The sequence below is a fragment of the Arthrobacter sp. FW306-07-I genome (genome assembly GCF_021800405.1).
Classification (GTDB): domain Bacteria; phylum Actinomycetota; class Actinomycetes; order Actinomycetales; family Micrococcaceae; genus Arthrobacter.
On the sequence record NZ_CP084550.1, the window covers coordinates 3518118 to 3534277 of the forward strand.

Consider the following 16160-nt stretch of genomic DNA (forward strand, 5'->3'; position numbering starts at 1 on the left):
GGGAGGGTTACTTCTCGACGAGGGTGAGGACGTCGTAGGTGGCCACGATTTCGTCGTTCTGGTTGGTGAGGACGGCGTCCCATGCCACCTCGCCGTATTCGTCGGTTTCACGCGGCGTGATCTTCTTGGCGGTGAGGGTCACCCGGATGGAGTCGCCTGCGGCAACGGGGGTGATGAAGCGCAGGTTTTCCAGGCCGTAGTTGGCCAGCACCGGACCCGGCGCGGGCTCCACGAACAGCCCGGCGCCCCAGCTGAGCAGCAGGTAACCGTGCGCGACGATGCCGGGGAAGAACGGGTTGGCTTCCGCCGCTTCCTGGTTGGTGTGGGCGTAGAAGGTGTCGCCGGTGGAGTTGGCGAACGCACTGATGTCCTCGAGAGTGACCTGCCGCAGGTCGGAGCGGACGGCGTCGCCGATCCTGAGGGTGGACAGATGCTTCCGGAACGGGTGGGTCCCCTCGGTCTCGAGGGTGAAGTTCCGGGCCGCGCCGGTGTGCCAGACGCCGGTGACGGCGGTGAGCATGTTGGGTGACCCCTGGATGGCGGTCCGCTGCATATGGTGGAGCACCGACCGGATGCCGCCCAGTTCCTCGCCGCCGCCGGCGCGTCCCGGACCGCCATGGACCAGGTGCGGCACCGGCGAGCCGTGACCGGTGGAGGTGCGGGCGTCTTCACGGTTCAGCATGAGGACGCGGCCGTGGTGGGCGGCGATGCCGGTGACCAGCTGGCGCGCCACCTCGGGATCGTTGGTGCAGACCGACGCCACCAGGGATCCTCCGCCGCGTGCCGCGAGGCGGACGGCGTCGGCCAGGTCCTTGTAGCCGATCACGGACGATACCGGACCAAAGGCCTCCAGCGAATGGATGGCTTCCGCTTCCGGATTGTCCCAGTTCAGGACCACGGGGGCCATGAAAGCGCCGCCGTCCACTACCCCGGTGGTTCCGTCGGCGGAGGTGACCGACGGCGAATCGAGGGTTCCGTACGCAAGCTCACCGCCGGCGTCGAGCATTGACTGCACGGCGGCGCGGACGTCCTCAAGCTGTTCCACCGAGGCCAGCGCCCCCATGGTGACGCCCTCGCCGCGCGGGTCGCCCAGGACCACGCGCTCGGTGATGCGCTTGCCGATGGCGGCGGATACGGCGGGGACCAGCTCCTGCGGCACGATGGCGCGCCGGATGGCGGTGCACTTCTGGCCGGCCTTGACGGTCATTTCGGTGACCACGGACTTGACGAAGGCGTCAAATTCCGGGGTGCCCTCGACGGCGTCGGGCCCCAGGATCGCGGCGTTCAGGGAGTCGGTCTCCGAGGTGAAACGGACACCGCCCTCCACCACGTTCGGGTGCGCCTTGAGCGACTTCGCGGTGGAGGCGGAGCCGGTGAAGGCCACCAGGTCGCGGTAGTCCAGCACGTCCAGCAGGCCGCGGACCGAGCCGGAGACCAGCTGCAGCGAGCCCTTGGGCAGGATGTTGGATTCCACGATGGCCTTGACCACCGCAGCGGCAACGTAGCCGGTGGGGGTGGCGGGCTTGACGATGGTGGGGACGCCGGCGATGAACGCGGGCGCGAACTTCTCCAGCATGCCCCAAACGGGGAAGTTGAAGGCGTTGATCTGCACCGCGACACCGGGAATCCGGGTGTAGATGTGCTCACCGGCGAAGGAGCCGTCCTTGGAGAGCACCTCCATGGGCCCGTCCACCACCACCTGGGAGTTGGGCAGCTCGCGCCGGCCCTTGGAGCCGAAGGTGAAGAGGACGCCGATGCCGCCGTCGATGTCCACCATGGAATCGATCTTGGTGGCGCCCGTCTGGAAGGAGAAGTTGTAAAAGTGCTCGCGGCGGGCATTCAAGTACTGGGCCAGTTCCTTGAGCTTGAGCGCCCGCTGGTGGAAGGTCAGCTTGCCCAGTTCATCCTGGCCGGTGGTGCGTCCGTACTCCACCACCCCTGCGAGGTCCAGGCCCTCCGTGCTGACCTTGGCCAGGATCTCCCCTGTGCTCGCATCCCGGACGGGGACGGCGGAAGCCGCCGAGCCGGCGTCGGGCGTCCACCAGGCGTCCATGACGAAGCTGGGCACTGTCTCCACGGTGTCGACCGTGGCCTGGGGAGCTGTGGCTGTGGTGGTCATCGTTGACGGTCCTTCCAACAAGGGGGCAGGCAAACAGGACAGCATTACTGACCGTCCGTTCGGTAATATATTCACCATACATGAAGTGCCGTGCTGCAGACTAGAAGGCCAGGACCGAATTGGCCGCCTCAAAGGAGAACTTATGAATGCCACGTCCCCTGCGGATACTGCCGGCAACCAGCCGTCCGGGCACGAACTATGGAAGATCACCCTCGGTGAACTGGACGAGAAGATGGGCGTGAAGATCCTGGAGGAGTCCGTGGAGCGCGTGGTCGCAACCATGCCTGTGGAGGGGAACAGGCAGTCGTTCGGGCTCCTGCACGGCGGCGCTTCCCTGGCCGTGGGCGAGGCCGTGGGGTCCTGGGCCGCGGTGATCCATGCCAGCACCATGGGCAAGACCGCGGTGGGCGTGGACGTTTCCGCAACCCACCACCGCTCCGCGCGTGAGGGCCAGGTGACCATCACCGCGACCCCCATCCACTTGGGCGGCACACTCACCACGCACGAGGTGCTGATCACCAACGAGGCAGGCCAGCGGCTGTGCACCCTGCGCATCACCAACTTACTGATGAAGCGCAAAAACTGACGAAAAAATTACCGGCACTGCATCCAAAGCCGCCGCTGCGCAGGTATTAAGCGCGTAAGTACAAACAGCCCGGCTACCGGGCATCCTGCAAGGAGTTTGACATGCGCAAAATGATCTACGCCGCCGGAGCCATCTCACTCGCCGCTTCGCTGGCCCTCGCCGCTCCCGCCCAGGCCGGCGGATGGCACCAACATGACGATGACCCTGCCCTGCTCTCCGTCCTGCATGGCGTTCCCGGCTTGACCGTGGACGTATGGGTGAACGGCAACCGCACCCTGGACGATTTCACCCCCGGCACCCTTGCCGGGCCCCTGGAACTGGCCGCCGGCGACTACCAAATCGCCATCACCGCCGCCGACGCCACCAGCGCCGACAACCCGGTGATCGGCCCGGTCAACGTGGAACTGGACGAGGGCGGCAACTACACGGCCGTCGCCCACCTCAGTGCCGACGGAACCCCCACAGCGTCGCTTTTCACGAACGACACCAAAGCCCCCCGCAACGACCAGAAGGGCAAGCTCACGGTCAGGCACGTGGCCGCAGCCCCCGCCGTCGACGTACTGGCCGGCGGAGCTCCGGTGATTGAAGGACTCAGCAACCCGGACGAAGCGAAACTGAAGCTAAAGGCCGGCACCATTTCGGCCAGCGTGGCCGCGGCAGGAACCACCGATCCCGTGATCGGCCCGGCGGACATCACGGTTGAGGGCGGAAAGAACACCATCGTCTACGCCTGGGGAAGCCTCGCAGACGGCACCCTGGACGTAGCCGTCCAGGTGGTTGACGGCAAGGACCGCGGGCACGGCCGGCACTGACCTGACGGACCGCAGCTAACGGACCGCACCGAATGGCAAGGGGCGGATGGCAAGGGGCGGGGCCCTCGGACCCCGCCCCTTATCAACTAGTTGGTGGAGCGCCCCTTCCGGCGGCGGACCAACAGCATCAGCAGGATTCCGACGGCGAGCGCAGCCACAGCAGCGACCGCTGCGGCAACCAGCCCGTCGGCTCCGGTGTAGGCCAGGTTTCCCGGGTCGGCGGGACTGTTCCGGTTTCCGCCGGTGTTGACCAGGTCTGCGGGCGCACTTGGTGCGGGGGTACTTGTCGGCGGAAGCACGACGGCGGGGGTTTCCGCCGGCGCGGCAGGTGACGGGCTTGCGGGGGCCGGGCTGGTCGGGGCAGGGTTGCTTGGAGCGGGACCTGACGGCGCCGGAGGGGCAGGCTGTTCCGCTGCTGCAGCAAACTCAAAGCTGTTCGTGCCCGATTTGCTGAACCCGTTTACCGTCTCGGCCGTGAACCGGAGCGTACCCGTGCCCTGCGGAGCCGTGAAGCTCCAGTTGCCGGCCTCCACGGGCACCTCGAACGGGTCTTTGCCCTGGATGGTGATCTGAACCTTTGAACCTTCAGCAACGGCGGACGCCGGAGCAGCAGGAACCTGCCCGCGGATCGTCTGTCCCGGCTGGTACGTTCCGCCGAGCGCCGGCGCGGTGACGGCCGGCTTGTTGAGGAAGAGTTCCAGTTGGTAACCCGGCAGCACCGCCAGGCTGTCCCGCAGTGTGGCGCCCACGGCAAAGTTCTGGATGACATGCCCGTTCGCGTCCGGGGTGTCCCCGGCTGAGTGGGTGCCCACGGCGTAATTGCCACTCACGTAAGGGCCGCCGGAGTCACCACCGCTGGACTGCACGCCATAGGACAGGAAGCCGTTGAAGGCTCGAAGGTCAGTAGCGTCGGTCCCGTAGGCCGGCCCGGGCACGATGAAGATTCCCACCGCGTCCACAGTTCCGCAGGACCAAAACGAGCTCCGCCCCGACCGGCAGACGGGCATTCCCACCACCGGATCCTTGACCCCAATGATCTTCACATCCGGTCCAGGCTGGGAGGGATTCCCCCATGTGCTGGCAGCGGGCATCGGATCGATGTCCTGCCGCAGCGACTGGATGACTGATACGTCGGTACCCACGTTGCCGGGATCCGTGACTGCCGTGTAATCCGGGCCGATGGGGGTGTTGGGGTCAACCACCCGCGAGTTGCCGGGCCCGCCGAACTGGCTGAAGCCGAATTTTCCCAGGAGACCGGCCGGAGTGCCCTGGAGTTCCAGGGTGGCCGTTTTCGCGGCGCCGTCCGAGGCACAGTGGCCAGCCGTAAGGACAGCGGGAAGACCCGCCGGATCGAAGACGGAAAAGCCGGTGGAGCAGACGTATCCGATGTCCGTCTGGTAGCCCACGCCGCCGGGCACGTCAGCCTCGGGCTTGATCGGCGCGCCGCCGTCGAGCTCCACGTTGGCGTAACGGGAGACGAACTGCTCGGGCGATACTTTTCCCTTTGCCGGGCCTGCAGTCTCGGCACCGGCTCCTGAAGAAGCCGTCAGCGACTCCGGCGCATTGATTCCGCCGGTCCTGATGACGAACTTTCCGCCCACCGCCATTACTGCCTGCAGCCCCTGCGGGCCGACGTCGCGAACATACGCCTGGAACAGCTGCTCAGTGCTTACTGCCAGCTTTGAGCGGGTACCGTCGGTGGCCGCCCGGGCGGCCGGCGATGCTGAAGGAGACGGGGTGGCGGACGACGGCGGCACAGCCGTGGGCGCCACGGCCGACGGGTGGGGCGCCGGGGCTTCAAGGGTCAAGCCGTTAACTGTGCCGGCAAGCCCAGCAACGGCAGCCTGCAGTTCAGGACCGGAGCCGGTCACGACGATGGATGGGCCCTCGAGGCGGACGCCCACGTAACCGGGAACCTGGCGCAGCTGGACCGCAGCTGCTGCCGCCCGGGCGCCAAGTTCACCTGCGGCTTCGAACTGTTGGGGAGTCAGCTTGAGGTCGCGCTGCACTGCTTCGGCGAGAGCCGCTTCGGAAAGTCCTGTGGAGGTGCTTGTGCCGGACGGGCCGGCTGTGGGCAACGGGCCGGCAGAAGGGGCCGGCGCGGCAGTGCTGCTCCCGGTCGGCGCTGCCTGCCCGGAGTCCGATCCGCTGGTGGCAAAGGCGGGACCGGCTACCGACGCCGAGGAGGCCAGCATTCCGGTCACAGCGCCAAGGGCAAGCACGCGCCGCAGCATGTCGGCGTTCATCGGGCCACCCCCGCGCCCGAGAGGGCCAGGACAGCATCAAGTTCGGTGGTGGTGAGCCCGTTGGCCAGAAGGTAGCCGCGGGTGTCCAGGCCGCGGACAAACGCCACCACCGCACGCCCCCGCTGTTCCAGAAGCGGCGCCAGCTCCGGCTCAGCCAGGTACCGCTCCCGGCTGTGGGGCGGGCCGTGGGTGCGGTATCGCTCGTTGATGCCGCGGACGGCCCTTCGGTAGCCTTCGGCGATCTCTTCGTCAGAATCACCCGAAAGGTCCTGGACCATGGCAGCGACCAGTCCGCTGCGGTCGCGTCCCGCGGCGCAGTGCAGCAGGACGTTCCCCTTGGGCGCGGCCACGGCGATGGCACGGAACACACCCACCAGCTTTTCGGGGAAGAGCCGGGCGTTCTCTGCGTAGTGGGCTGGATCGTTCAGGTAGGGGCCGGCGACTGCGGTGAAGCGCGGGTCACCGGGCTCCTCCGTTGGCGCCTGCACCACCTCGATCCCGGCCCAGGCAGCGGCAGGCACTGCCGGGTCGTTGTCCCGGCGCCGCCCCTCATCAGCGTTACGGAGATCCACCACAGTGCGGACGCCGTCGTCGAACGCCTGTTTCCACCCTGTTTCCGTCAGCCACTCGCGCCGCCCCATGCGGTAAATGCCGCCGGAAACGTGCCACGCGTTGACAGCGCCATCCCAGTCCATGGACCTGCCCCTTGTGCTCATCCGGACAGCTAATCACACGCTGCTGGGAGCCGCATGTCACATAAGGGGAAGAGGCGGTGCAGCGCGAGTGTCCAATGGCCCGTGACAGGTGTGACAGGCGGGAGTACTGTGACGAAAACTTGGCCCACTGGAGGGCACTGAGCATTCGAGGGGGAACACATGGGAACAGTTTCAGCACGACGGCGGCCGCGGGCTTTCGCTGCCGCCTTTGCCACGCTGGCGATCGCCGCAGGCTTTGCGGCCGCTCCGGCGCAGGCAGTGGACAAAGACAAGTACATCGCGCTGGGTGATTCGTATGCCGCGGGACAAGGTGCCGGGCCGTACCTGGACGCCTGCTATCGCAGCAACAGCGCCTATGCCGAACTTGCGAATGAAGCCAAATCAATCCAATTGGTGGTGAATGCTGCCTGGAGCGGCAAGACCACTTGGGACGTCGTGAACAGCCAGCTTCGCCAGCTGAACAAAAGCACGGAGCTCGTGACCATCACCGCAGGAGGCAACAACATCGGGTTCGGAGACATCATCACCGCTTGCGGGGCTGCCCTGGCCAACCCCGCCGCGGGACCCGCATGTGACGCGGCCACCGCCTCAGCCGCGGCGATGATCCAGAGCGGACAGCTCACCCGGGACGTCATTTCGATGATCCAGAGCGTGAAGGCCGCCGCACCCAATGCCAGGATCGTGGTGACGGGCTATCCCTACCTGTACGACCCCGTCACCCCCAATCCTGCCGATCCGCTGTCGCTGTTTATCCAGCAGGCAACCGTCCTGGCCGATGGCCTGGACGCCTCCATCGCGGCGGCCGCCAGTGCCACAGGGGTTCAGTACGTGGACGTCCGGGGAGCGTTCGCCGGCCACGGCGTCAACTCCGCGGATCCCTGGATCAATCTGGATCTGGCCAACCCCGCCAGCCCGGACAACTTCCACCCGAACGCCGCGGGCTACCAGGCCTACTTCGCTGCGCTCACCGGTTCCGGCGCCTACTCCGTCCCCTAGCCGTGCCCCTGTCCGCGCCGGTCCAGTCGATACTCAAGCCCGGCGCGGACGGCAGGCCACTCGTGCTCCAGGATGGAGAACACCACGGTGTCCCGCAGGTTTCCGTCACTGGTCCGTGAATGGCTGCGCAGCACCCCGTCCTGTTTGGCACCCAACCGGGCGATGGCCTCACGCGACTGGTGGTTCAACCAGTGCGTCCGGAACTCGACGGCCGGGCAGCCAATGGTTTCGAAGGCGTGCCGCAGCAGCAGGAGCTTGGAATCCGGGTTGGTCCCGGTCCCCTGCACGGACGCGGCGTTCCAGGTGGAGCCAATCTCTACACGCGGCGTAGCGGCGTCAATGTTCATGTAGGTGGTCATGCCGATAACGCGTCCCGGTCCGCCGGTTGCGGCATCGATCAGCCGGGTGGTGAATGGCAGCATGAACCCCTGCTCCTGCAGGGCCAGCCGGCGCCGGATTTCCGCGGCCATTTTGCCGGGTGCGGGCACCGACGTGTACCAAAGCTTCCACAGCTCGCCGTCCCTGGCAGCCTCCACCAAGCCGTCGTGGTGCTCCTCCCCAAGCGGCTCGAGGATTACGTAGCGGCCCGTGAGGGTAAGGGGTTCAAGGAAAGTCACTGCACCAGCCTAGGCCGCCGGAAGCACGGGTTACGCTGGGGCAAGCACCAAGACGTCGAGCGAGGGAGTCACCATGTCAGGCCAGAATCCGGATCCGGAAGAGGACAAGCTCACCGGTTTGGAGCCCGGGGGCGGAGTGCCGCCAGGGGAAACACCACCGGGTGAAGCTTCCACCAGCATGACGCAGGGTCACGACGAGCACGGCACCCGCAAGGGCACGCAGTTCCTGTGGATCGGCATCATCGGCGTGGTTGTCGTGCTGTGCCTCCTGTACTTCATCGGCTACATCGTGGGGTTCTTCGACTGAATCCGTCAGCGTAGGCGGGGATTCCTAGCTGGGCCAGTCGAAGAAACCCTTGCCGGTCTTGCGCCCCAGCTCACCGCGGGCCACCTTGTCCCTGAGGATCTGCGGGGGCGCGAACCGGTCTCCAAGTGTCGACTGCAGGTATTCGGCGATGCCCAGGCGGACGTCAAGGCCCACGATGTCCGTGGTTTTCAGCGGACCGGTGGGGTGCTTGTAGCCAAGGACCATGGCGTTGTCGATGTCCTCGGCCGAGGCGACCCCTTCCTCCACCATCCGCATGGCCTCCAGCGCGATGGCCACGCCCAGGCGTGAGGACGCGAACCCAGGGGCATCGTTGACGACGACGGCGGTCTTGCCAAGTGCCTCCACCCACGTTTTTGCCGCGGCAGCAAGTCGGGGCGACGTGCGCTCCCCCAGCACCACCTCGATGAGCGTGGATGCCGGAACGGGGTTGAAGAAGTGCAGGCCCAGGAAGTTCTCCGGCCGCTTCAGTTCGCTGGCCAGCCCGTTGACCGACAGGGAAGAGGTGTTGGACGCGATGAACCCGTCCTCTGCCAGCCGCTCTTCAATGCCCCGCAGCGCCGTTACTTTGAGGTCCCAGTCTTCGGGGACCGCTTCCACCACCAACTCGCGGCCGCTGAAGTCGTCGTAGTCGGTACTCACAGTCAGCCGGGACCCAAGTTCGTCGAAGTTGGCGTCCACGGCCCCGCGCTCGATGCTCTTCAGGGCTGCCGACTCCACGCGTTCGCGCGCACTCTCGGCGGAGACGTCGTCGCGCTCCACCACCAGGACGTTCGCGCCCTTGATGAGGAAGGCGTGGGCAATCCCCGCGCCCATGCGGCCGCCGCCCAGCACTCCCACGAAGCGGGGAAGGCCGGTGGGCAGGTTTGGGTTCGTTGTTGAATCGCTCACGGGTCTACTTTCCGTCGGCAGGGTTGGCGGCGTTTGCCTTCTTGGCCGCGTTACGGTCCAGGAACGCCTGCATGCGGTCGAACTTGGCCTGCGACTCGAAGAGGATGCCTTGGGCCAGTTGGTCAATGATCGGGTGGGCTTCCGCAGGTGCGTGGAAGACGGACTTGGTGATGCGGACGGCCAGGGGATCCTGGCGTCCGATCCTGTTGGCCAGGCTGTGGGCGGCGTCCAGGAGGTCGGCGGGGTCGTGGATTTCGGTGATGAGGTTGATGGCCTTGGCTTCACCGGCGCCGAGGACCAGCCCGGCCAGCAGGATCTGCTTGGCCAGCGGCTCACCCACCAGTTCCTTGAGCCGCCAGCTGGCACCGGCCGCGGCAAGGATGCCCAGCCCCGTTTCCGGGTTGCCGATCCTTACGTTGGGGGTGCCGATCCGGAAGTCCGCAGCATAGGCGAGCTCGGCGCCGCCACCCAGGCAGTAGCCGTCCAGCGCGGCGATGACCGGCATGGGCAACTTGGCGATCCGGACGAAGATAGTGGAGTTGATTCCCTGCAGGGCATCGTCCCGCCGCCGTTCGCGCAACTGCGCGATGTCGGCCCCGGAGGCGAACACTCCTTCCACGCCGGCGATGATCAGTACCTTGGGGTTCTGTTCCAGCGCGGCGCAGACTGTGTGGAGTTCGTCCACCATCTGCTGGTCGATCGCGTTCTTCACCTCGGGCCGGTTGAGCAGCACCACCACCCGGTCTTCCCGCTCCTCCACCACGAGGGATGAGAACTTTTCTTCGGCGAGGTTCACCGCAACGGCCATTAGATCTTCTCCAGCAGCATTGCGGTGCCCTGGCCCACGCCGACGCACATGGTGGCGAGGCCAATCTTCGCGTCCTCGCGTTCCATCCGTCCCAGCAGGGTGATGGCGATCCGTGACCCGCTGGAACCGAGGGGGTGGCCCAGGGCGATGGCGCCGCCGTCACGGTTTACGATTTCCGGTTCCAGACCCAGGCGGCGGATGCAGGCCAGGGACTGCGTGGCAAAGGCTTCATTAAGTTCGACGGCGCCCAGCTCGCCGACGCTCAGGCCGCTCCGCTTGAGCACCTTCTGGGTGGCGGGGACCGGGCCGATGCCCATGATCTCCGGTTCACAGCCTGCAGAGGCGCCGTCGATGATACGGGCACGCGGAGTCAGGCCCAGGCGCTCGATGGCCGCTTCGGAGGCGACGATGATGGCTGAGGCTCCGTCGTTGAGGGACGATGAGTTGCCAGCGGTGACCACCGATCCGCCATGTGCCACCGGCTTCAGCCCGGCAAGGACCTCAAGGCTGGTGCCGGGCCGGGGGCCCTCGTCGGTGTCCACCACGGTTTCGGATTTGCGGGTCTTGACCGTGACGGGAACGATCTCGTCCTTGAACCGGCCGGCTTCGATGGCATCCAGGGCCAGCTCGTGGGAGCGGACTGCGAACGCGTCGGCGTCTTCCCGGGAAATGTTGTCCACCCGCGCCACTTCCTCCGCGGTCTCCGGCATGGAGTAGGTCATCTTCCCGTCGCGGGACAGGCCGCCGTGCTGGAAGTGGGGGTTGGTGAAGCGCCAGCCGATGGAGGTGTCGAAGATCTGGCCCGGCTTGGCGAACGCGGCGGTGGGCTTTTCCTGCACCCAGGGTGCGCGGCTCATGGATTCCACGCCCCCGGCGATGACGATGTCCGCAGCTCCGGCCTTGATCATGTGGCTGGCCTGGATAATGGCGCTCAGGCCCGATGCGCACAGCCGGTTGACGGTGATCCCTGGAATGTGGAGCGGCAGCCCCGCCAGCAGGGTGGCCATCCGGGCCACGTTCCGGTTCTCCTCGCCGGCGCCGTTCGCGTTGCCGAGGATCACTTCCTCAATGCTCTCCGGATCCAGGCCGGCACGCTGCACCGCTTCCCGGACCACCAGGGCCGCAAGATCATCAGGCCGCACGGAGGACAAAGCCCCTCCATACCTGCCCACCGGCGTTCGGACCCCGCCAACAAGGAAAGCCTGCGGACCTGCGGTTGCAGCCATGGAAACACCCTTCACGCGATAAACAGCACTGTCATCGGCGGCCGGCGCAGCGGAACCCTCCACTTACCGACCGTTCGTTCTGTAAATGGTACACGGCAGGCCCCACGCGCGCATCCGGTTACAGCACCGCCACCCCCAGGTGCGCCGCAATTAGCGGCGCCAAAAGGTTCAGCTGATACTCGTCGATAACCATTCCGGACAGGCTGCCCAAGCCGCTGATCCCGCGGAATTCCGTACCCCTGATATCAAAATCCTTCAGCTTGGCTCCCGTCAGGTCCAGTGAGCCCACTGTGCAGCCCTCAAGCTTCACCCTTGTTGCCGCGGCACCCCCGAGGTCCAGTTCATTGATGATGCAGCCGCTGATCAGCACGTCAGTGAGCTTGGCGCCGCGGAGATTGAGGAAGTCCACCTTGCCGCCGTCGATCCGCACGGACTGCAAGCCGCTTTCATAGAGTTCGGCCGAGCCCAGCCGGGGATTCCGGAACTCAACCTCGCGCCAGGTAGTCCGGGCACCGCGGAAGACAGGCGCGTACGCCTCTGCCAGGATGCAGTCGCGGAATGAGGCACCGCGGAGCTGGGTGTCGTTCAAGGACGCTGCATCAAACCGGCACTCGGCAAAAACGCTGTCCGCGAGGTCGAGGCCGTCCATGGCGGCACGGGTGAACCGTGCATTCTCATGCCGGTCACCGCGGCGGAACGCGTGGCCCGGCAGGTCCTCGAGGTCATTCAACTCCACCGGGGAGAGCCGGGGCGGGACCACCCTGGCTGCCGCCTTGCCGCGCGCTTTATCCATGAGCCCGAGCCTAGCGGTGGGGCCTGACAAAGGGCAGCAAACGCAGCGCGGGACTTGAAATGGTAAGCAAGCTTTGCTTATCGTGAAAGGGCACGGTTGATCGACGGAAACGAAAGGAGGCCGGAAACATGGGCCTCGGAGACAAGATCAGTAACGCGGCAGAGAACCTTGGCGGCAAGGCCAAGGAAGCTGCAGGCAACGCGACCGACAACGACCGTCTCAAGGCAGAAGGCCAGGCCGACCAGGTCAAGGCAGACGCCAAGAAGGTGGGCGAAAGCGTCAAGGACGAGTTCAAGCGCAGCTAGTCCTTGCTGATGCAGCCGCAGCGAACGGCGTGCTGCAGCAGCCCCAAACGGCGGCGGATCCCTTGGATCTGCCGCCGTTTCGCTGTCCACTCATCATCGATTGCTGCGTACTTGTCGTTTTGACGGCTCATAACGACAAATACACAGCAATCGATGCCGGAAGTCAGCAATCTAAGGGGGAAGTCACCAGCCGCTGCGGGTCGGCGTGTGGCCCTGCCGCGAATCCTCAGGCATGGTCATTTCGGCCCGGAGTCCAAGCAGCCGGATGGGTTGCCCGGGCTCGATCTTCGCCGCGAGGTCAAGGGCCCGGGACAGCACGTCCTCGGGATCGGACGTCTGGGGAATCTTCCGCGCGTAGGTCCTGGTGGTGAACGGCGCATACCGAACTTTCAACGTCAGGCCGATCACCGGCCTTCCCTCGGCAGCAACATCCTCCAGCACGCGCGCGGCCAGCTCCCGGACGGCGTCGCGAATCCACTCGGGGTCTGTCAGGTCGCGCTGGAAGGTGGTCTCTCGGCTGTGCCCCCGCGGCACCCAGGGCGTATCGTCAACGACCCGGGAGCCGTCCCCCCGTCCCAGCTGCGCGTACCAGGGACCCATTTTCGGACCAAACTCGGGGACCAGGTCACTGGGGTCCGCCGCTGCGAGCTCGGCAACAGTCTTGATCCCCAGGGTGGCGAGGCGCCGTGAGATCTTGGTTCCCACGCCCCACAGCTCCACCGTCGGCCGGCTCCCCATGACGTCCAGCCAGTTCTCTTCCGTGAGCCGAAAGACCCCCGCGGGCTTGCCGAATGAAGTGGCAACCTTGGCGCGGAGCAGGGTGTCGCCGATCCCCACGCTGCAGTGCAGCTGGGTTTCCGCCAGGACGGCCTCCTGCAAAAGCCTGGCAAAGGCTTCTGGATCGGTAGTCTCGACGCCAACGAAAGCCTCGTCCCAGCCGAGCACCTGGACTGTGGTTCCCGGCTGCGAGCGCAGCACCGCCATGACCTTCTCCGACGCCTCAAGGTAGGCCCCGTGGTCCACGGGCAAGATGACGGCATCCGGCACTTTCCGCGCGGCAATCCGCAGCGGCATTCCCGAGCCAACCCCAAAGGCCCTGGCCTCATAGGATGCCGTGGACACGACGGCGCGCTCGGTAGGGTCCCCGCGCCCGCCCACAATCAACGGCTTTCCCGCCAGCTCGGGCCGGCGGAGCACTTCAACGGCAGCGATGAACTGGTCCAGGTCCACATGCAGCACCCACGGTTCGCTCACAAGCCCCAGTCTGCCCGGTGGGACTCCCAGCGGCTAGCCTTGGGCCATGACGAATGTAGACCTGAGCGCCGAGAGCACGGCTGCCGGCGGATCGACCTTCCTCCACGGCTACCTTGCCGTGCCCGAAGGGCAGGGCCCCTTTCCGGGCGTCGTCATGATCCATGAAGTGTTCGGCCTGGATGACCAGACCCGCCGGCATGCGGACCGGCTGGCCCGGGCCGGCTACCTTACCCTGGCGCTGGATCTGTTCAGCGACGGCGGTCGCAGGCGCTGCCTGGTGGGAACCATGCGTGCCATGGCAGCCCGCACGGGCAGGCCTTTCATAGACATCGCCACCGCGCGCAGCTGGCTTGCGGAGTCGGAACTATGCAACGGCAAGACCGGGGTTATCGGTTTCTGCATGGGCGGCGGGTTTGCCCTGCTGACCGCCCGGGACGGGTTCGACGCCGCCTCCGTCAACTACGGACGGCTGCCCGGCAAGGAGCAGCAGGACCTGGTGGAGGCTTTGCGGGGCTCCTGTCCTATCGTGGCCAGCTACGGCGGTGCGGACAAGTCCCTGAAGGACGCCGCGGCCCGGCTCGATTCAGCCCTCGACCAGTTGGGCATCGAGCACAGCGTGAAGGAATTCCCCGGGGCAGGCCACGCCTTCCTCAACGATGAAGAGTTGGGGCCGGTACTCCTCCGCCCGCTGATGCGGGTGATGGGCGTCGGCCCGGATCCCAAGTCCTCCCCTGAGGCCTGGCAGCGCATCGAGGACTTCTTCGCACGGCACCTGAAAGGAAACGCCGACGGCGGGCCGCCCACTCAAGGGGGCGGCCCGCCGTCGAACGTTGTTCAGTAAGCCGGGAAGGTCAGCTGTAAAGCTCGCTCTTGGGCTGGTTGTTCTTGACCTTCTGCCAGCCCAGCCAGAGGAGCAGCGCGAAGAACGGAATGGTGCCCAGGGTCCACAGTCCCAGGTAGAACACCTCGCCGTCCTTGCTGGTCATGGTGTCAAAGCCGATCAGCACCGTGATGGCCAGCAGGCCGAGCAGGCCGGCCCAGCTGGTCCACGGCGAACCGGGCATCGGCAGGCTGGAAGTGATGCCCTTGCGGCGGCGCAGCACGATCTGGCTGGCGAAGATGGAGCCCCAGCAGAAGATCACGCCGATGGAGGCGGTGTTCAGGGCGAGGTCGAATGCGTGTGAACCGCCCAGCCAGATGTTCAACATGATGCCCACCAGGTAGAACGCCGCGATGGCCAGGATGGCTGCGTACGGGACGTGGCGCTTGGACATCCTGGTGAGCCACTGGGGGGCGTGCCCGTTGTTGGCCATGGTGCGGAACACCCGGCCGATTGAGTACAGGCCGGAGTTGCAAGAGGACAGCGCCGCTGTGATCACGACCATGTTCATCACGTCGCCCACCCAGCCCAGGCCCATCTGGCCAAAAACGGTGACGAACGGGGAGGTGCCGGCCTTGTACTGGTCGGACGGCAGCAGCATGGCCAGCAGGGTCACGGAGCCAACGTAGAACACCACGATGCGGAGGACGACGGCGCGGACGGCCTTGGGCACCTCGCGCTCCGGGTTCTGCATCTCGCCGGCGGTGATGCCCACCAGCTCGATGCCGTTGTAGGCGAAAATAACGGCGTTGAGGACCAGGACCATCACCAGGGCGCCCTTGGGGAACATGCCCCCTTCGGCGGCGAACAGGTTGGCCACCGACGCGTGCCCGTCACCCACCTGGGCGTTGGTGACCACCATGAAGGTGCCCACCACCAGGAAGATCAGGATGGCGCCCACCTTGAGGCAGGAGGCCCAGAATTCGAATTCACCGAAGGCCTTGACGCTGAGCAGGTTCACTGCCACGAGGAGCGCCAGCGCGGCGATGGCCGATGCTTCCACCGGAACGTTGGGGAAGAAGAACTGGAAGTACAAGCCGATGGCGATCAGTTCGGCGATGCCGGTCATGCCCCAGTTGATGAAGTACATCCAGCCGGACAGGAAGGCGCCCTTCCTGCCGAACATTTCGCCTGAGTAGCTGACGAACGAGCCGGAGGTCTGGCGGTACATGATGAGCTCGCCCAGGGCACGCATGAGGAGGTAGGCGATGACGCCGGCAATGGCGTAGGAGAAAATCAGGGCCGGGCCGGTGGAGGCCAAGCGGCCGCCGGCTCCCATGAAGAGGCCCACGCCGATGGCGCCGCCCATGGCAATCATGGTGACGTGGCGGCGGCCCAGGGTCTTGCTGTAGCCCTCGGCGCTGAGGGTGGGGTCGACGGCGGTGGATGGCGCCGTACTGTTCTTTAGGTCTGTGGGGGTACTTTGAGGCACAACTGTTCCTTGTGGGTTGGGGGTTGGCCGCATCCGGTCTTCGTATGATCGAGCTCACATAATTCGGTCTTCAGGCCGTACAGCCAGCGAATGTGAGGGCGAACCGTCGAACTGCCGAAGCTTCACGCGACCTGACCATCCTACAACCTGGTGC

General features: G+C 66.1%; 17 protein-coding genes. 6 read left to right on the forward strand and 11 right to left on the reverse strand.

Features of this window, described 5'->3' with window-relative positions; all coding sequences use genetic code 11:
* Positions 1-7: 7 nt before the first annotated feature.
* Complete coding sequence (paaZ, locus tag LFT46_RS16375; RefSeq protein ID WP_236820393.1) at positions 8-2119, reverse strand: phenylacetic acid degradation bifunctional protein PaaZ; 2112 nt, start codon at positions 2117-2119, stop codon at positions 8-10.
* A 142-nt stretch (positions 2120-2261) separates the two neighbouring features.
* On the opposite strand from paaZ, the gene LFT46_RS16380 reads away from it, so the two are divergent.
* Together LFT46_RS16380 and LFT46_RS16385 are read left to right on the forward strand one after the other, a co-directional pair.
* Entirely contained in the window at positions 2262-2705 is a 444-nt protein-coding gene (locus LFT46_RS16380) for a PaaI family thioesterase (RefSeq protein WP_236799484.1), read from the forward strand.
* A 101-nt stretch (positions 2706-2806) separates the two neighbouring features.
* Entirely contained in the window at positions 2807-3517 is a 711-nt protein-coding gene (locus tag LFT46_RS16385) for a DUF4397 domain-containing protein (protein ID WP_236820394.1), read from the forward strand.
* 86 nt (positions 3518-3603) lie between these two features.
* On the opposite strand, the gene LFT46_RS16390 is transcribed toward LFT46_RS16385, so the two are convergent.
* Both LFT46_RS16390 and LFT46_RS16395 read right to left on the reverse strand, forming a co-directional pair.
* Positions 3604-5763: a S1 family peptidase gene (locus tag LFT46_RS16390; RefSeq protein WP_236820395.1), complete on the reverse strand. Its 2160-nt coding sequence runs from the start codon at positions 5761-5763 to the stop codon at positions 3604-3606.
* Positions 5760-6458 (reverse strand): tyrosine-protein phosphatase, encoded by a 699-nt coding sequence (locus LFT46_RS16395; RefSeq protein WP_236820396.1) that lies wholly within the window; start codon positions 6456-6458, stop codon positions 5760-5762. Before LFT46_RS16395 ends, LFT46_RS16390 begins: the two co-directional genes overlap by 4 nt.
* A 180-nt stretch (positions 6459-6638) precedes the next feature.
* Here LFT46_RS16395 and LFT46_RS16400 point away from each other — a divergent pair, with 180 nt between their 5' ends.
* Positions 6639-7475 carry an SGNH/GDSL hydrolase family protein gene (locus LFT46_RS16400; RefSeq protein WP_236820397.1) on the forward strand — a complete coding sequence of 279 codons (837 nt, stop codon included), beginning with the start codon at positions 6639-6641 and terminating at the stop codon, positions 7473-7475.
* Here LFT46_RS16400 and LFT46_RS16405 read toward each other — a convergent pair.
* The gene (locus LFT46_RS16405; RefSeq protein ID WP_236820398.1) at positions 7472-8092 is read right to left on the reverse strand and encodes a GNAT family N-acetyltransferase; all 621 of its coding nucleotides are present in this window, start codon (positions 8090-8092) and stop codon (positions 7472-7474) included. The two genes, LFT46_RS16400 and LFT46_RS16405, sit on opposite strands and share 4 nt — an antisense overlap.
* Positions 8093-8165: 73 nt before the next feature.
* Here LFT46_RS16405 and LFT46_RS16410 point away from each other — a divergent pair, with 73 nt between their 5' ends.
* Complete coding sequence (locus tag LFT46_RS16410) at positions 8166-8399, forward strand: DUF6480 family protein (RefSeq protein WP_236799490.1); 234 nt, start codon at positions 8166-8168, stop codon at positions 8397-8399.
* Positions 8400-8423: 24 nt separating this feature from the next.
* On the opposite strand, the gene LFT46_RS16415 is transcribed toward LFT46_RS16410, so the two are convergent.
* The 4 genes from LFT46_RS16415 to LFT46_RS16430 all read right to left on the reverse strand — a co-directional run bounded on the left by LFT46_RS16415 (position 8424) and on the right by LFT46_RS16430 (position 12135).
* Entirely contained in the window at positions 8424-9233 is an 810-nt protein-coding gene (locus LFT46_RS16415) for a 3-hydroxyacyl-CoA dehydrogenase family protein (protein ID WP_236822064.1), read from the reverse strand.
* Positions 9234-9312: 79 nt separating this feature from the next.
* Positions 9313-10116 carry an enoyl-CoA hydratase/isomerase family protein gene (locus LFT46_RS16420; RefSeq protein WP_236820399.1) on the reverse strand — a complete coding sequence of 268 codons (804 nt, stop codon included), beginning with the start codon at positions 10114-10116 and terminating at the stop codon, positions 9313-9315.
* Entirely contained in the window at positions 10116-11342 is a 1227-nt protein-coding gene (locus LFT46_RS16425) for a thiolase family protein (RefSeq protein WP_236820400.1), read from the reverse strand. Before LFT46_RS16425 ends, LFT46_RS16420 begins: the two co-directional genes overlap by 1 nt.
* Before the next feature lie 118 nt (positions 11343-11460).
* The gene (locus LFT46_RS16430) at positions 11461-12135 is read right to left on the reverse strand and encodes a pentapeptide repeat-containing protein (protein ID WP_236820401.1); all 675 of its coding nucleotides are present in this window, start codon (positions 12133-12135) and stop codon (positions 11461-11463) included.
* Positions 12136-12263: 128 nt separating this feature from the next.
* Between LFT46_RS16430 and LFT46_RS16435 the strand changes: the two genes are divergently transcribed.
* Positions 12264-12440: a CsbD family protein gene (locus LFT46_RS16435; RefSeq protein WP_236799494.1), complete on the forward strand. Its 177-nt coding sequence runs from the start codon at positions 12264-12266 to the stop codon at positions 12438-12440.
* On the opposite strand, the gene LFT46_RS21200 is transcribed toward LFT46_RS16435, so the two are convergent.
* Both LFT46_RS21200 and LFT46_RS16440 read right to left on the reverse strand, forming a co-directional pair.
* Entirely contained in the window at positions 12437-12571 is a 135-nt protein-coding gene (locus tag LFT46_RS21200) for a hypothetical protein (protein ID WP_272910807.1), read from the reverse strand. The genes LFT46_RS16435 and LFT46_RS21200 overlap by 4 nt on opposite strands.
* 52 nt (positions 12572-12623) lie before the next feature.
* Positions 12624-13694 (reverse strand): DNA polymerase IV, encoded by a 1071-nt coding sequence (locus LFT46_RS16440; protein ID WP_442863654.1) that lies wholly within the window; start codon positions 13692-13694, stop codon positions 12624-12626.
* A gap of 46 nt (positions 13695-13740) precedes the next feature.
* On the opposite strand from LFT46_RS16440, the gene LFT46_RS16445 reads away from it, so the two are divergent.
* Complete coding sequence (locus tag LFT46_RS16445) at positions 13741-14535, forward strand: dienelactone hydrolase family protein (RefSeq protein WP_236820402.1); 795 nt, start codon at positions 13741-13743, stop codon at positions 14533-14535.
* A 10-nt stretch (positions 14536-14545) separates the two neighbouring features.
* Here the strand turns inward: LFT46_RS16445 and LFT46_RS16450 are convergent, their stop codons facing one another.
* The gene (locus tag LFT46_RS16450; protein WP_236820403.1) at positions 14546-16006 is read right to left on the reverse strand and encodes an amino acid permease; all 1461 of its coding nucleotides are present in this window, start codon (positions 16004-16006) and stop codon (positions 14546-14548) included.
* Between the last annotated feature and the right edge of the window lie 154 nt (positions 16007-16160).

Excerpts from the sequence above, each read along its gene's own strand:
- paaZ (WP_236820393.1), bottom strand. The coding sequence starts at position 2,119 with ATGACCACCACAGCCACAGCTCCCCAGGCCACGGTCGACACCGTGGAG.
- LFT46_RS16380 (WP_236799484.1), top strand. The coding sequence starts at position 2,262 with ATGAATGCCACGTCCCCTGCGGATACTGCCGGCAACCAGCCGTCCGGG.
- LFT46_RS16385 (WP_236820394.1), top strand. The coding sequence starts at position 2,807 with ATGCGCAAAATGATCTACGCCGCCGGAGCCATCTCACTCGCCGCTTCG.
- LFT46_RS16390 (WP_236820395.1), bottom strand. The coding sequence starts at position 5,763 with ATGAACGCCGACATGCTGCGGCGCGTGCTTGCCCTTGGCGCTGTGACC.
- LFT46_RS16395 (WP_236820396.1), bottom strand. The coding sequence starts at position 6,458 with ATGGACTGGGATGGCGCTGTCAACGCGTGGCACGTTTCCGGCGGCATT.
- LFT46_RS16400 (WP_236820397.1), top strand. The coding sequence starts at position 6,639 with ATGGGAACAGTTTCAGCACGACGGCGGCCGCGGGCTTTCGCTGCCGCC.
- LFT46_RS16410 (WP_236799490.1), top strand. The coding sequence starts at position 8,166 with ATGTCAGGCCAGAATCCGGATCCGGAAGAGGACAAGCTCACCGGTTTG.
- LFT46_RS16415 (WP_236822064.1), bottom strand. The coding sequence starts at position 9,233 with ATGGGCGCGGGGATTGCCCACGCCTTCCTCATCAAGGGCGCGAACGTC.
- LFT46_RS16420 (WP_236820399.1), bottom strand. The coding sequence starts at position 10,116 with ATGGCCGTTGCGGTGAACCTCGCCGAAGAAAAGTTCTCATCCCTCGTG.
- LFT46_RS16425 (WP_236820400.1), bottom strand. The coding sequence starts at position 11,342 with ATGGCTGCAACCGCAGGTCCGCAGGCTTTCCTTGTTGGCGGGGTCCGA.
- LFT46_RS16430 (WP_236820401.1), bottom strand. The coding sequence starts at position 12,135 with ATGGATAAAGCGCGCGGCAAGGCGGCAGCCAGGGTGGTCCCGCCCCGG.
- LFT46_RS16435 (WP_236799494.1), top strand. The coding sequence starts at position 12,264 with ATGGGCCTCGGAGACAAGATCAGTAACGCGGCAGAGAACCTTGGCGGC.
- LFT46_RS21200 (WP_272910807.1), bottom strand. The coding sequence starts at position 12,571 with ATGAGCCGTCAAAACGACAAGTACGCAGCAATCGATGATGAGTGGACA.
- LFT46_RS16445 (WP_236820402.1), top strand. The coding sequence starts at position 13,741 with ATGACGAATGTAGACCTGAGCGCCGAGAGCACGGCTGCCGGCGGATCG.